The sequence below is a fragment of the Lysinibacillus sp. NPDC092081 genome, assembly GCF_044755845.1.
In the GTDB taxonomy this organism is placed as follows: Bacteria; Bacillota; Bacilli; order Bacillales_A; family Planococcaceae; genus Lysinibacillus.
In genome coordinates this window covers 115723-130146 of record NZ_JBIVRU010000008.1, presented here as the reverse complement: position 1 = coordinate 130146, position 14424 = coordinate 115723, and the positions used below count along the sequence as shown (strand labels likewise).

Sequence of the window (14424 nt, the reverse complement as noted above, 5' to 3'; positions counted from 1 at the left end):
AATCTTTATATAAAACATGCATTTCAGTTCATCGATCAACACTCTAAAAAAACGATCATATATGCCACAAACTTGTACTGGGCAAAACATAATCAAGATGCATAGTAAGAGCTATTATCGTTAACTTTTTATTGCTAGGCCACTAAAATTAATTGGTCCAACAATGTTTGCTTGTGTGTTAGGTGTAATGTTCTCAACAAAAACCTGATAGAAGTTAGCGCCAGCTGTTAAGTTGGAATCAATGGCTTGGAATGTAAAGACATAGTTTTGTTCTGATCCAGCTGATTCTGCTCCATTTTGAGTATTATAAATTTCTTTCCCGTTACGGAAGATTCTAAATACAAGTTGGGCAATATTTGTAACCCCCATCACACCGACGCTTGCAAGTAGCTCAACGTTATTATTTCTTGAAGCGGTGCCTGGGATGTTTATTTGAATCGAAGCTAAAAGAACTCTAAATGGAGCCTGTGGAATTGGAAAAGCAGTTTCTGGGTTAAACGTACTTAGAGGTTCAGTTGCTTGGTAATCAAGAACTTGCGCCATTTTATCACCTCCTTTTGCTAGGATACTATAAGATATGTTCTATATTAGAGATTGATTGTGTAGTAAACTAAGCCGTGTTATTTTTTAAACTTCGTCTAGTTAACTGTTCTAGTTCTTATGGAATTATGAGCTTTCTAATTAAAATCATTTAGAATTTATTATCATAAGTTTGAAGTAATAAAATAGGTGAAAAGGTATGTGAACATAGTTGTTTTGCATACCTTTTTAGATGAGATAGATTAAAGAATGGTGTTTAAATTGGAGGCAGCTCTTCTTTTTGCATTGAAATGAGCCAAATAAAATCATCCTCAATAATAATTTGAATGTTTTGGCCGAGGCTAATCAATTTCTCCGCTTTTAATTGTTTCGTACTTATACCGCGACGTTTGTCCCCAAGAATAACGAAATCTGTATCTTGTGTCACAGTCCCTTGCATAATCCCTCCACAAGCTCGTACTCTCTTCGCAGCTTCTGAACGTGTCATAGCGGAAAGAGCCCCTGTAAAGACGATTTGTTTATTATAAAACGGATGCATCAAGCACTCGGATGGGTCAGAAAGTATGATAATTTCTGTGTTGTCCTTATTGTTATTCATGTTGACTCTCCTTGATTGAAATGAAAGATTTCTACCTAAATTATAGGTGAGATTGATTGATTCGAGGATGTAGGTAACAAAGGAATGTCTCTCTATATTTAAACTATTCATGGAGAATAGTATCATATAGATCCGTTCTTCATGAATACTTGTACCAATAGATAAAAAGAGTATGTGAGATATAAATTGATTTCGCATACTTTTTTCCAAAAAGGAGGATTTTATTAATGTTGCCCGAACTATGGAATAGAGAGGACAAAAGGATGAATTTCTTGTTCAACAAACTAGTTCATTAGCAAACGAAAAATAAGGGGAAAAGGATGGTTCATAAGTGATTCAATTCCAAAAAAATAATATTACAGTTTTTCAAAGTGCATTATATATGACTACCTCGGCAATCATTCAAACTAATGAAGCAGTAATTATGACAGACCCTAATTGGTTACCTACTGAAATTGAAGAAATTAAGAGCTATATAGACAAGATTAAAGATGATAAACAACTATATATTATTTACACACATAGCGATTTTGATCATATTATTGGATCTGGGGCATTCCCAGAAGCTAAGGTAATTGCATCTAAACAATTTGATGAAAATCCTAACAAAGAAGACAGCATTCAAAAAATTAAACAATTTGACCAAGGCTATTATTTGAATAGAAGCTATTCACCTGTATATCCAACTGTAGATATTGTTGTATCAGAGGATGGACATAAATTAGAATTAGATTCCCTAACCATGACATTTTATCAAGCACCTGGTCATACGAATGATGGTTTATTTACAGTTATTGAGCCGTATGGTCTGTTTCTTTCTGGCGATTATTTGTCAGATATTGAGTTCCCGTTCATTTTTAGCAACTATAAAGATTATGTAACTACGATCAATAAAGCTGAAAATATTTTGCTGAATCATCAAATAACGGCCCATATACCTGGACACGGTTCGACAACACAAAATCAACAGGAAATTCAAAAAAGAATAAACGATTCGAAGTATTACTTAGAGCAGCTTCTTCATGATAATGGAGAGTTAGAAAGATATTTAAGTCTAGAGTATCCATTTTTTGAAGGGATGAAAAGCATCCATACTGACAATAAGAAAATGGCTAAAGAAAATTTGTAGTTGATAAGCTTTAGAGGAAATGTACTTGAGGAAACTGTAACGTAAATAGTGCAATTAACTCTAGAAAGTGAAGTATAAAGAGGCCGATATAAAGGAGACCGATCATTTTAGACGGTCTCCTTTTTTCTTAAACTTGTTCTTCACTCATTAATGCATGAGTATTATCTTCTGTATCTTTAAAAAATAATATACATGTTTCTGTTTGCCCCATTTTTGCTAATAAGTAGATTTCATAATTCTTTTGATTATGTATTTATGGTCAAAGTTATATACAAAATACATTTCCATTAGATATTCGTTACTTCATCCGTACATATTTTCTGCTCATTTTCCAATACTATATCTAGATCATTTATCAAATTGGCAAGAAGGGAAGAGGCAAATTGGCTAAGCACTCAGATATGAGCTGGAAACAGGATCATCCAAGCACTTTGTTTGGGAACTCTGTCCAAAAGGCAGAGCGTTTGTTGAAGCATGCAAAGTCACATCCGGAGGAGATAGCGATTGAGCATGCTTTCAATCAAATCGAACATGCGGAAAATGCATTCATGAATGCAAAGCAATTTGGTGAGCATTTGGATACAGTTCAACAAAATAAAGAATACTTAGAGCAGATCAAGCAGCAATTACACGAAATGCAAGGCAAACAGTAGATAGAAGAAATAAAAATAATGCTTTAAGCGGTTTAAGCCCTATAATCTAAAGGACTTAAGCCGCTTAATTTTATTCCATTTGTTTGCTTGCATATAATGCACTGTTGGTCAATTTTTTATGTGAAATGTTGTACAGATGAGGAAACATAATGTTTTGAATAACAGAATGTAATCCGTTGATTTGAAAAAGTATAGTTAGTAAAGAGCGTAACGCGGAAGATTGAACCCTTTCCTGGGAAATATTTTCTATTGTTTTTAGTCAACACCAAACAATTATTGTATACGGTGTAGTTTGTGCAGGAATACTCCTTGTAGTAGGGCCATAGATAACAATTAGGTTTCGATTTGTTGGGCTTTTTGAAAAAGGTTGCCCATTTTTAAGCAAGATAAGTGTATAAGCAGAAAGATTTAGTTGTAATTGGCCATCACTACTCACTAATTGGTTATTAAAAAAGTCGACTTTGACATTTTGATAGTTATTTTCCTTTACGACGACGAGTGCTCGATATTGAGGCGGATATATCAAAGGTACAGGTGCATCCCCATCATAATATCCAGTAATCTGATCACCGATTGTTACAATTTCTTGGTTGACAAAATAAGTAGAAGGTGAGACGACAAAATTGACGATACCACGAGAACTATCTTCTACCGTCATAAGTTTATAACAACCTTCTTTTTCTCCATTGTGCACGATTGGAAAATCATCAATCTGAGTAACGACCCCTCGAAATGATTTAAAATTTACCATAGCCATTCCTTTCTTTATAAAATCTAAATCGATCATTGGTGAGACAAAAGCTTGGATTATTGTTTACCCAAAGGAACTGATTTGAATTCAATTACTAAAAGAAAACCAATTTTATAATATAATACAGCGTTATTTTAATTTATGTAACATCTCCAATTTGGGTGACAGAGAATGATTTTATTATCAAAGGTTAGGTTTCTATATGACATGAATCAATATATACTTAACTTGCAAACTATAAATGTTCATTTTTCAGAGGAGGGGAGCCTATTGAAGTGGATTTCTAAAAATAAGAAACCCCTTTTACTATTCATCATTATTATTATTGTCATTGCTGGGATACTCGATATCAAATATGAAGGATTGTTCTTTCAACTATTGCCAGAGTCTATTCAAAACCGTTTAGCTGATTTTTTCAAATAAGCAAAATTGTATTTTCTAGGACACAGAGGCTGGCTATAAAACACTTTTATTTATAGTTGGAATTGGCTTTATAACTTCATTAGCAACAACAGTATATTTCTTGTACTGACGATAGGTAGTAGTTCCAGAAGACTGATTTTGGCTCTTTTGATTAAAATCTGTTGACATGGAGTTAACTCCATCTTTTAAAGTAAATGTATTAAAAGAATGGGGTGATGTAAATGGATACTATTGCATATGTATTGATAGTGGTATACGCATTATTAACAGGGATTGCCGGTTTGCATCAATGGAAAGAGAATGGATATCAATTACGAACATTCTTATTTGTGGTCTTATCTATCAGTATGCTTATAACGATATTTTTACCAAACAAAACTCTGGTACTAATGTTATTAATCCTTGAATTTGTTCTATTACATGTTTTAGCAATTGCGGAAGGGCTAGTAACAAATAAACAGCTTAGATACAGTCACCATATCGTTCGCTTTATATTCCATTGTATACTGCTATTAATCGTTTATAAATTTATAAATTAGTAGGTGATGATCATAAAAATCGGTGAATTTGCAGCATGTACTGATCTTAGTAAAGATACCATCCGTTATTACGAAAAAATGGGTCTATTACATCCGGAAATTCAAAACAAACATCGTGAGTATAATAAGGGTCATATTGAAATCATTAGTACAATTATTAAACTAAAACAATGTGGTTTTTCACTTCAAGAGATTAAAATGCTGTTTGAATGGTCGCAAAATACTGATGAAAATGATGAATTGACAGAAGCGGAAATTCAAAACGTTCAACAGCTGAAAATATTATTTCAAAATAAGTATAAGCAGATGCTTCAAAGAGAAAATGAGATTAAACAAATAAAGCAAGTATTGCTACGTGCTGATTATAAAATGGAGCAGCTACTAGAAAAAAATAGAGGCTAGATGGGTTACTGCATCATTTTAAAGACAATTGTGATAATCATCTAATTGAACAAAAAATCCTGAAAACGACAAATATATTTCCTTATAACCAAAGGGAATATCAATAAAAAAGATAATATTTTATAATTTAACGCAGCTGATAAAGCTGTGTTTTTTTATTTACAAAGTTAAAGGTTTTTTTTAATAAATATTGAATATATTGTGGTATTCCAAAATTCAATTTTTATGAAAGGTGATAATAATTTTATGGAAGAATGGGAGAAAGCACTTGAAGAGTTTTTAAAAGATTGGAAGAACCGAAATGATGTCGTTGGAGCGCTTGTATGTGGGAGCTATATTACAGGAAATCCTTCTAGGCGCTCTGATATAGATGTACATATTATTTTATCTGATGATGTTGGTTGGCGAGAGAGAGGGAATAGCATTATAAATGGTTTTCTTATAGAATATTTCGCTAATCCACCAAAACAAATTCGTAAATACTTTCAAGGAGATTATCAAACCCAAAGAACAATGTCCATGGTTCAAATTATTACAGGAAAGATTCTATTTAATAACACGGGAATACTTAATGAATTAAAAATCGAAGCTGAACATTGGCTAAACAATGAATATGATGAATTAAATAACACAGTATTAGAAATAAAAAAATATTCACTATGGGATTCATTAGACAATTTAAAGGATTGTTTTGAACAAAAAAGAGTGGATTTTCCTTTTGTGTATTTTAACGCATTAGCTATTTTATTTTCTGAGTACTGTCAGTTTTTAAAGTTAGAAAGCATTCCGTACGATCAAGTACATTCTTATCTTGTAGATCCAGCATATATTAAAAAATATCTAAAAAGTGTTTTTCCTGATTCGATATTTAAAGAAATGTTTCTAAAAGCATTACTAGAAGTGGACAAACAAAAGATGATGGAGGCATATGAAGAGTTAGTAAACCATGTATTTAATCAGATAGGTGGTTTTAAGATAGATGGTTGGAAATTAAAAAGTCCTGTCGAAGAATAGGATGAGATTTGATTGGTTAAAATAAAAAAGAAATAATTTTAACACTAGAAAATATTAAGAAAATTCGATATATTTTTATATGTAGTGGAGCTGGTGCAAAAACAAGACTGGTTCCATATTTTTATGTTATTATATAGATATAATATTTAAAAAATCCTCATTATTATATGAAAATGCTAGCCAATTTTAGGTCAATTATTCCATAAAACTTAAATAAAGGTTGGGTTTATTAGTGGTGAAATAGGAGGTTTTTCTCTTGATTTATTAAGGGAAAGGCTCGAAAAATGCACATAACTCTCATATAGATAGTTGATATTTTAATCTTTATGTAATTATGATACACTGCAATAAGGTAATAATTGATACAGAAAAGGTGTACTCCTAGGTTACTCCATGGCTTACGGTGACATCTAAGCAGGAGAGCTTACATCCTTTCTGCAAATCTTAATATATAAGGAAGGTAAAAATGAGTAACAGACAAATTAAATCAGATGTTATCTTAATTGGTGCCGGAATCATGAGTGCGACTTTGGGGACAATGCTCAAAGAATTAGCGCCAGATTGGAAAATTACAGTGTTTGAGCAGCTCGATAAAGCTGGTGAAGAAAGTTCTCACGAATTAAATAATGCGGGAACTGGGCATGCGGCACTTTGTGAGCTTAACTACACTTCAGAGAAAAAAGACGGAACAATCGATATCAGCAAAGCGATTAAAGTTAATGAGCAGTTCCACCTTTCAAGACAATTTTGGTCTTATCTTGTGAACAACGAACTGATCAGTAATCCACAAGACTTCATTATGCCTTTACCTCATATGAGTTTGGTACAAGGGAAAGACAATGTAGAGTTTCTAAAAAAACGTCATGAAACAATGACAAAAAATCCTTTATTCCAAGGTATGGAATTTTCTGATAACCCAGAAAAACTAAAGGAATGGATTCCTCTTATTATGCAGGATCGTCCAGCAGATGAAGCTATCGCTGCGACAAAAATTGACACTGGTACAGACGTTAACTTTGGTTCATTAACACGTATGTTATTCGACCACTTAAAAAATAAAGACGTTGACATCAACTACAATCATAGTGTTGAAAGCATGAAACGTACAAGCGATGGTTCATGGGAAGTACGAGTGCACGACAAAAATGGCTGTAAAATGGAATACCATACAGCAAAATTTGTCTTCCTTGGAGCTGGTGGAGGAAGCCTAGAGTTACTACAGAAATCAGGTATTCCTGAAGGAAAACATATTGGTGGATTCCCAATCAGTGGATTATTCTTAGTATGTAAAAACCAAGAAGTTGCTGAACAACATCATGCAAAAGTATACGGAAAAGCTAAAGTTGGTGCTCCACCAATGTCTGTTCCGCATCTTGATACACGCTATATTGATAACAAAAAATCATTACTATTTGGACCGTTCGCAGGTTTCTCACCTAAGTTCTTAAAAACAGGTTCAAATATGGATTTAATTGCTTCTGTAAAACCGCATAATATTACAACGTTATTAGCGGCAGGGGTTAAAGAAATGGGCTTAACAAAATATTTAATCCAACAACTTATGCTATCTAAAGAACAACGTATGGAAGAGCTACGTGACTTCATCCCGAATGCTAAGAGCGATGATTGGGATATTATCGTAGCTGGTCAACGTGTACAAGTTATTAAAGATACTGAAGCTGGTGGTAAAGGAACACTTCAATTTGGTACGGAAGTTGTAAGTGCTTCTGATGGCTCAATCGCTGCATTACTTGGAGCTTCTCCGGGTGCTTCTACTGCTGTACACGTTATGCTTGAGGTAATCAATAAATGCTTCCCTCAACATGTTAACGAATGGGAAGCGAAAATTAATGAAATGATCCCATCTTATGGCAAGTCATTAGCAGAAAATCCAGAGCTTCTTAAGGAAATTAATGCATCAACAGACGAAGCGCTGCGTTTAAAATAAAATCTGATGTAGAAACAAATTTAAGCGTTTGTTTCTACAAAATATAATATAGAACCTTCATTCTAATTTTGGATTGGAGGTTCTATTTTTTTATTTCATAAATCGTTAAGGAAGAGTTTTGCAAAAAAATTTGGTGATTAGTCAAAATAAATTGTAGTAGGAATTTTCGAACATATTAACTAATATATTTAAATAGGCATTAATTAATGACAAAATCACAATGATTTAATTTCTTTCAGCAAATGCCTTTTGTAGCGAAAGTGAAGCGTCAGCTACAGAAGTCTCCTATTTCTATAGGCGTTGAGATGAATGGGGGTTTAAGATACTTTTCAACGGGTGTCCAAACACCTGCTGAAATAGAGGAACTCAGTCTAAAAACGCCACGTCCTGTGGCATTACCGAAATGACCGACATCGTGTCGGCCCTCGTGCAGGCCTAAGCATAAAGCCGATTCCGGACGCAATTATGCCGAGGCATCATTGATTGAAAAAAGTTGAATGGAGAGCAAGATGAGAAAAATACTGATGAAGTACATGACCAAGTATTCGGCTCTTAATGAAGAACAACAACAAGCGATTGTTGAAGAGATACAAATTGAGGAATTTAAAAAAGGAACAATCCTCCTTAGACAAGGAGATATTCCAACTAGATGTTATTTTGTATTAAAGGGATGTATTAGGCAGTATGCTGTAGATGAAGCAGGAAAGGAAGTCACATCCAATTTCTATACAGAAGAACAAGCCATTTCGAATATGAATCATCATAAACAGGATAAGTCATCCTCGTACACTTTTTCTTGTTTAGAGGACTGTATATTGGTAGTAGGTGATCTTGTTACTGAAAAAGATATGTATCATAAATATACACAATTGGAAGCAATGACTCGCATGATGATTGAGCATAGCTTTGGTGAGATGCAAGATGAATTAGCTTCATTTATTGCATCTACACCAGAGGAACGCTATAAATCATTATTACAGAAACGACCTTATTTAATTGATCGTGTACCCCAACATCAATTGGCAAGTTACCTTGGTATTACGCCAGAATCCTTAAGTAGAATTAAGAAGCGAATTAATAAATAAATGTTAGGAAGGTGTTATCAAGCTTTAGAGACTTTTCCTCCTTTAATTAGCAACCATATACCAAAGCCTAACTCTCCTAAAATCATAGGTACATTAAATATAAATTTAAGAATTGAAATAACTTCATCATATTGTGAAAAAAACGAGATAAATACATTAATAATGATATAGCCTGTTGCGGCAAGCAACAATAAGATGCTAATGACTTTAGGGATTTCGGATGATTTGAAAGCAATATAGCCTATAACCATAAGATGCCCTCCAAAAATAATCAAATCAATAGCCCAAACTGTTTCAAATGCTTTAAGAAAGAACATGACATGTGCCTGAAGTTGATTAATATTAAATGAAAAATTATCTGTACTATTAGAAAGAAGTAATACAAAGACTAAATTTAGAATGGCAACGCCTAAAATAGTCGTATAGGTAAGACGGAGCCATGCTGCTAGCAATGCAAGGCTTCTATTAATGGGCTCTAAAAAAATATAAAACGCCCAGGTAACTACAATGTCAGTAATTAGGATGATAATCCAGCCGAAAATTCCAGCTTTGAAAAGTGTATTTGAAGACTTTAAGTTATTAAAAGTAGCAGTAGCATCTCCTTGCAGTACAAGGTTTTCATGGACAAATCCATAGGAAAAAAATGCGGCAAGTGCCATGATGATGAGAGCCGTTCCTCCAATTAAAGCTGATTTACGTCGCTTTGAATGCTCGTGTTGTATTGTATCCATATCATATCCTCCTTTTAAAGTTGTTCTTATTGTAAAGGGAGGATCATGATGGAGCATTGACTTAAATCAAGGAAAAAAATAACGATTCTTCTAATTACGACGACATCCTCGAGAGTGGGGCACATCTTTTGATTAACTAAAAGATGTGCTTTTCCACGTTAATACTTAAGTTTCGAAAGGCAAAATAGGATAGGACGTTTAACATATATTGAGCAAAAGAAAAGGAGTAGGGATACAAGGAGGGCTAGGGGAATGCTGAAGATGACTGGAAGCTCAACGCCATACCAAATGCCCATCTTCAATTGCTCAAGACCTAATGTTCGTAAAATACCTGCTAGTATTGACAATAATGCACTTAAGATCAAACCAATATAGAGGACAGATAACACAAGGAGTGCCAGCGAGCAAAAAAAGATCTGAACGATTTTTTTTAATATCATTCCTTCTCTCTCCTTACAACTTGTTGCACTTTAGCATTGGGGGCAATTGAATAGCTATCCGTATAATAAAGTGCTTTTACGCTACAATTACTTCCCACAACGACAACATCTCCTTCAACAATTTCCGCATTTGTATAGGAAAGACGTACATTTCTCCCTTTTATACAATGACAAATTAATTTTTTCTTTAATAAAGGAAGAACAGAAATCTTATCTTTTTCTATGCATATTTCATCTGCTATAAGCTCCCCAATTTTACTTTCACCAGACATTTTTAAATGAAAATGCTTGGCTAGTATTTCTGTTGCTTTCACAATACCGGTTGCATCTACGGTTTCAACCTCTAAATTTTGTTCAATGGTCAACTTCCCAGAACTATTCAATTGAGTTACTTGCCCATTACGCATATTTAAGCTCCCGCCACTTTTAATCTCATTAATTTCACAAAAACCTTTTATAGTACATGATCCTGTACTATTTAAAATCTGTGCTTCAACGCGGGAATGAAAAGAACTATGCCCATGAGTAGAGATTTTTTTTACGCGTACCTCTTGATGTAAAGTAACGAATCCACGGATATTTAATTGATCACAATCTGATGCTAAATCTTTAATATTGCCATTTGTAAGAGTTACCGTGCGTAGTTTTTGAATCAAAATAATCACCTCATATACTTTAATTAATATATATTTTAATTATTAAAACATATATTAATTAAAGTATATGCAGCTTCATTTTGTCAAGAACTAATAAAGTGAAGGCTTTCACGTGCAGTTCATCTCCTGCATAACTTCTTTACTTTCGCAGCGGGATGATTTGCTCAAGAATGCGTCAAAAGAGTTCTCGCATATTTTCTGGGCAATAAAAAAAGGACTTCAATTTTATGAAATCCTAAAAAATTTTTTTCATTAACTGATTAACCTCACGCAATATTTTTGCCATGTCTATCAGTTTTTCCTGTGGAAACTTTAAAAATAAATCTTGAACCTTCAATTCACCGTTATTTGTTAAAATCATTTTTACAACACGACGGTCTTCTTGCTCTCTAATCCGCTCTACTAATTCCAACTTTTCTAGTTTATCGCACATTGATGTAACGGCTCCAGGTGTTACACTAAAGGACTCAGCAATTTCTGTTGCTTTCATACCACCATTAATCTTTAGCTGAAGTAGGAGGATTAGTTGGTTTTGAGATAATGATTCTCCCTCAGATAAAAGATTTACAAACATTTTCGATGTATGCTGTATTTCAAGCATCTCTTTCATAATGATTTCCACATTGTGCAATTGATCATTTTTTGACATAGTATCACAGCCCATTAAAATATTTAATAACTAAATTATATAGTAAATAAATAATGTGAGCTACTATCGATATCCTTAAGGGAATTGATTTCTTGTCATTGTAAAACACAGAAGCGACTCATCGGACGCCCCCATGAAAGCACTCAATTGGAAGGAAATCAACCCCATGTTTTGGTGAAGAGCCAATTATTTCACAAACGTATCGCACATCCATTCATAAAATTTTTCCTTCTCTTCAAATTGTGGATAATGAGCTGATTGTTCAAAGGCAATAAATTCTTTTTTATCGGCTTCAATCATATCAAAGTATTTTCTCGCTTGGTTAGATGAAGTTTGATAATCATATTTACCCATAACAAAATAGCATGGTAATTCAAGTTTTTTTACTTTAGTAGGTAATGGTTTTTTCATTACTTCCTCTAATAGAGTTTTTAGAGAATAGGATAGCCCATAGTTGTAACGAATCACATCTAATAAGTTATACTCACGACTGAATAACATACCTATGCTATTCCCATCAGGGTTATCAATAAGTCTTGAAGCTCCACCATATTTTGCAATATAGCTCCGTGGAATAAACATCTCGTCATTTTCAACTTGTTCAGTTAACCCTTGTAAATATAAAACATCATCTTTATTGCCAGCATTTTCGGCTTGCTGAATAACGTAATTCAAAGCGTCAATCTCGCTACCTACTTGATCACTCATCTGTCCAATTCCAACATATGCTGTATATTTTTCAGGAGCTTTAGAGGCGGCTTGAGTTGCAATATACGTACCATAAGAATGGCCAATTAATATTACTTTTTCTTTGCCAAGACGATCTGATATATAATCCGTCAAGGCCAATAAGTCATCTACGAGTAAGTCTGATGAAAGATTAGAATAATCCTCAAAAAAATGATATGATTTTCCGCTTGCTCTTTGGTCGTAATTCACAACTGTAAAATTGTTTTCCAATAAGTCTTGATACTTACTAGCATACGGTATTTCCGAACAGCCAGGCCCTCCATGGACAAAAATAATAACGGGATTATCCTTATCTTTGCCACGTATCATAACTTCATGATTACTTCCATTTATCTTTACTTGCTCTAATGCACTAACACTGTTATTACCTTTTATATGGGAAGTCCATGTAGGGAATAAAAGCGCTGTTATGAGTAATACGAAGGTAATTATTCCAGTATATTTTATAAATTTCATTATCTGCTTCATCTAATCACCTCTGTGAATGTGAATTATAATCGCAATTTTTAGACTTTTTTAGGAAGAGTTGTTGATCTGTACATTTTTCTTTTATAAACATAAAAATACATGCTAAGGGGCCACCAGAGAACTACAAAGATTGGATAAAACGCCCATATTACTCCTGGTGAAGAGACAATATTTACTGTAATAAAAAAGATGCTAATAAGAACTGTAGCGGTAACAGAGAATGCTACAAACGTTTTTTTTTGTGCGTGGTATAAAGCTAAGGGCCACCAAATTACTAAAAAAGATGGATAGATCGCCCAAGGGTATGGATGGGATAAAATAATATTTAATAAGGAGTAATAAATAATGGTACTTGCACAGCCTATCAGTGCAATTTTTAATGATTTTGCTTTTTCCTCTAAATACATAAGAATTGGCCACCAGATGATTGGATAAATCGCATAAATGAACCATATATAATCGGGCGAGTATAAATAATTCTCAATGATAAGAAAAGCAATAATCAGTGTGCTACAAACAAGAGAATATTGTTTATACATTCTTTTAGACATAAAGAATAACGTTATTGGCCATAGCAAAACAAGTAAGCACGGATAAATAAACCAAAGCTCCTGAGGTGACGTCGTATAATTGACGATCCCTAAAAAAATCATTGTCATCAAACAACCTACAATCGAAAAGTTAATCAAGTTTTTCATGTTCATTCACTCCATTTCTTACGTGACCAAACGAAGTACATAGATAATGGCCACCATAATATTGCGAAGATCGGATAGATTGCCCAAATTGTATCTGGTGTATAGTAAAGATTAATAAAAATAAAAAATGCAATGATTAAGCCACTACCCCATATAGAGAATTCTAAATTTAATTTAGACATGCTTTTCTTTCCGGGCTCCTTCACACCTAATTCCTTTTTTAAATCCTCAATATCTCCAAATTCCACGATGGCTTTGTTGATGGCATCCTCTTGTTCTTTCCCTTGATCCATCAAATAAAATACTTTTTCCTCAAGATTTTGAATGATTTCTTGTTTAACCATCTCTGTTTCTTTATTACGAGGAATGTCTTTAAAAAGCTCATCAATATGATTTTTTATTTTTTTCATTCTAAGCCCTCCATAAATAAGTCGATAATTTCTTTTACTTCCGACCACTCTTTTACTAGCTCATTTAAATATGCTTTACCTAATGGGGTAATACGGTAATACTTTCTTTTGCCTCCGTGTGAAACATCACCAAAATAGGCTTCAATAATTTCCTTTTTCTCAAGACGTTGAAAAACTGCGTATAAAGTTGCTTCTTTAATTTGAAAACGATTATTTGTGCGGATACTTATTTCCTGAGAAATTTCATAACCATAACGATCTTTCTCTAAAATTAACCTTAGAATAATGGAGTCCAAGTGTCCGCGGATGATGTCACTTCGAACCATAAGTCACCTACTTACTTTTTTATTGCTCTATCTGTTAGAGTAATATTAGCAAACATTACTCTGCCTGTCAAAGTAATTTTTCCAAATACGTCCAGATTTTCGCCGAGGTGTAATTAGTAGGGTTAAAAAATCCCCATTCACTTCACATCAGAAGTAAAAGGGGATTGAAGATATTTATTTAGAATTGAATTGTGATATTTACTTTGGTTGAACT

General features: G+C 33.5%; 19 protein-coding genes. 8 read left to right on the top strand and 11 right to left on the bottom strand.

Translation table 11 applies throughout. The annotated features are described in order from the left end of the window. Positions 1 to 120: 120 nt before the first annotated feature. Positions 121 to 543: an exosporium protein C gene (locus ACIQLB_RS13915; RefSeq protein WP_400726613.1), complete on the bottom strand. Its 423-nt coding sequence runs from the start codon at positions 541 to 543 to the stop codon at positions 121 to 123. Between the two features lie 253 nt (positions 544 to 796). Next, on the bottom strand, positions 797 to 1138 hold the full coding sequence (locus ACIQLB_RS13910) for a BRCT domain-containing protein (RefSeq protein WP_400726610.1): 342 nt from the start codon (positions 1136 to 1138) through the stop codon (positions 797 to 799). Between the two features lie 331 nt (positions 1139 to 1469). Here ACIQLB_RS13910 and ACIQLB_RS13905 point away from each other — a divergent pair, with 331 nt between their 5' ends. Then, positions 1470 to 2267 (top strand): MBL fold metallo-hydrolase, encoded by a 798-nt coding sequence (locus ACIQLB_RS13905; RefSeq protein ID WP_400726607.1) that lies wholly within the window; start codon positions 1470 to 1472, stop codon positions 2265 to 2267. Between the two features lie 383 nt (positions 2268 to 2650). Next, positions 2651 to 2920: a hypothetical protein gene (locus ACIQLB_RS13900; protein ID WP_142510053.1), complete on the top strand. Its 270-nt coding sequence runs from the start codon at positions 2651 to 2653 to the stop codon at positions 2918 to 2920. A gap of 259 nt (positions 2921 to 3179) precedes the next feature. Here the strand turns inward: ACIQLB_RS13900 and ACIQLB_RS13895 are convergent, their stop codons facing one another. Further along, on the bottom strand, positions 3180 to 3671 hold the full coding sequence (locus ACIQLB_RS13895; RefSeq protein ID WP_400726603.1) for a hypothetical protein: 492 nt from the start codon (positions 3669 to 3671) through the stop codon (positions 3180 to 3182). A gap of 270 nt (positions 3672 to 3941) precedes the next feature. Between ACIQLB_RS13895 and ACIQLB_RS13890 the strand changes: the two genes are divergently transcribed. Then, positions 3942 to 4094 carry a hypothetical protein gene (locus ACIQLB_RS13890; RefSeq protein ID WP_400726600.1) on the top strand — a complete coding sequence of 51 codons (153 nt, stop codon included), beginning with the start codon at positions 3942 to 3944 and terminating at the stop codon, positions 4092 to 4094. Between the two features lie 33 nt (positions 4095 to 4127). Here ACIQLB_RS13890 and ACIQLB_RS13885 read toward each other — a convergent pair whose 3' ends face one another. Beyond that, the gene (locus ACIQLB_RS13885; RefSeq protein ID WP_400726597.1) at positions 4128 to 4262 is read right to left on the bottom strand and encodes a hypothetical protein; all 135 of its coding nucleotides are present in this window, start codon (positions 4260 to 4262) and stop codon (positions 4128 to 4130) included. Positions 4263 to 4315: 53 nt separating this feature from the next. Here ACIQLB_RS13885 and ACIQLB_RS13880 point away from each other — a divergent pair, with 53 nt between their 5' ends. The 5 genes from ACIQLB_RS13880 to ACIQLB_RS13860 all read left to right on the top strand — a co-directional run bounded on the left by ACIQLB_RS13880 (position 4316) and on the right by ACIQLB_RS13860 (position 9082). After that, positions 4316 to 4633 (top strand): hypothetical protein, encoded by a 318-nt coding sequence (locus tag ACIQLB_RS13880; protein WP_400726595.1) that lies wholly within the window; start codon positions 4316 to 4318, stop codon positions 4631 to 4633. 6 nt (positions 4634 to 4639) lie between these two features. After that, complete coding sequence (locus tag ACIQLB_RS13875) at positions 4640 to 5035, top strand: MerR family transcriptional regulator (protein ID WP_400726592.1); 396 nt, start codon at positions 4640 to 4642, stop codon at positions 5033 to 5035. A 246-nt stretch (positions 5036 to 5281) separates the two neighbouring features. Beyond that, positions 5282 to 6049 carry a nucleotidyltransferase domain-containing protein gene (locus ACIQLB_RS13870; RefSeq protein ID WP_400726589.1) on the top strand — a complete coding sequence of 256 codons (768 nt, stop codon included), beginning with the start codon at positions 5282 to 5284 and terminating at the stop codon, positions 6047 to 6049. Positions 6050 to 6515: 466 nt separating this feature from the next. Next, positions 6516 to 7997, top strand: a complete 1482-nt coding sequence (locus tag ACIQLB_RS13865) for a malate:quinone oxidoreductase (RefSeq protein ID WP_400726586.1) — start codon at positions 6516 to 6518, stop codon at positions 7995 to 7997. Between the two features lie 509 nt (positions 7998 to 8506). Further along, positions 8507 to 9082: a Crp/Fnr family transcriptional regulator gene (locus ACIQLB_RS13860; RefSeq protein ID WP_400726583.1), complete on the top strand. Its 576-nt coding sequence runs from the start codon at positions 8507 to 8509 to the stop codon at positions 9080 to 9082. A 17-nt stretch (positions 9083 to 9099) separates the two neighbouring features. Here the strand turns inward: ACIQLB_RS13860 and ACIQLB_RS13855 are convergent, their stop codons facing one another. The 7 genes from ACIQLB_RS13855 to ACIQLB_RS13825 form a co-directional block, all read right to left on the bottom strand. Further along, positions 9100 to 9813, bottom strand: a complete 714-nt coding sequence (locus ACIQLB_RS13855; RefSeq protein ID WP_400726580.1) for a DUF4386 domain-containing protein — start codon at positions 9811 to 9813, stop codon at positions 9100 to 9102. A 436-nt stretch (positions 9814 to 10249) separates the two neighbouring features. Beyond that, the gene (locus tag ACIQLB_RS13850; RefSeq protein WP_400726578.1) at positions 10250 to 10918 is read right to left on the bottom strand and encodes a hypothetical protein; all 669 of its coding nucleotides are present in this window, start codon (positions 10916 to 10918) and stop codon (positions 10250 to 10252) included. A 226-nt stretch (positions 10919 to 11144) separates the two neighbouring features. Next, a complete protein-coding gene (locus ACIQLB_RS13845) occupies positions 11145 to 11558 on the bottom strand; it encodes a MarR family transcriptional regulator (protein WP_400726575.1) in 414 nt (137 codons plus the stop codon). Between the two features lie 186 nt (positions 11559 to 11744). Continuing rightward, a complete protein-coding gene (locus ACIQLB_RS13840) occupies positions 11745 to 12776 on the bottom strand; it encodes an alpha/beta hydrolase (protein WP_400726572.1) in 1032 nt (343 codons plus the stop codon). Positions 12777 to 12814: 38 nt separating this feature from the next. After that, on the bottom strand, positions 12815 to 13474 hold the full coding sequence (locus ACIQLB_RS13835) for a hypothetical protein (RefSeq protein WP_400726570.1): 660 nt from the start codon (positions 13472 to 13474) through the stop codon (positions 12815 to 12817). A 2-nt stretch (positions 13475 to 13476) separates the two neighbouring features. Continuing rightward, positions 13477 to 13884 carry a permease prefix domain 1-containing protein gene (locus ACIQLB_RS13830; RefSeq protein WP_400726567.1) on the bottom strand — a complete coding sequence of 136 codons (408 nt, stop codon included), beginning with the start codon at positions 13882 to 13884 and terminating at the stop codon, positions 13477 to 13479. Next, positions 13881 to 14210: a PadR family transcriptional regulator gene (locus ACIQLB_RS13825; RefSeq protein WP_049662700.1), complete on the bottom strand. Its 330-nt coding sequence runs from the start codon at positions 14208 to 14210 to the stop codon at positions 13881 to 13883. The genes ACIQLB_RS13830 and ACIQLB_RS13825 overlap by 4 nt, the downstream gene beginning before the upstream one ends. Between the last annotated feature and the right edge of the window lie 214 nt (positions 14211 to 14424).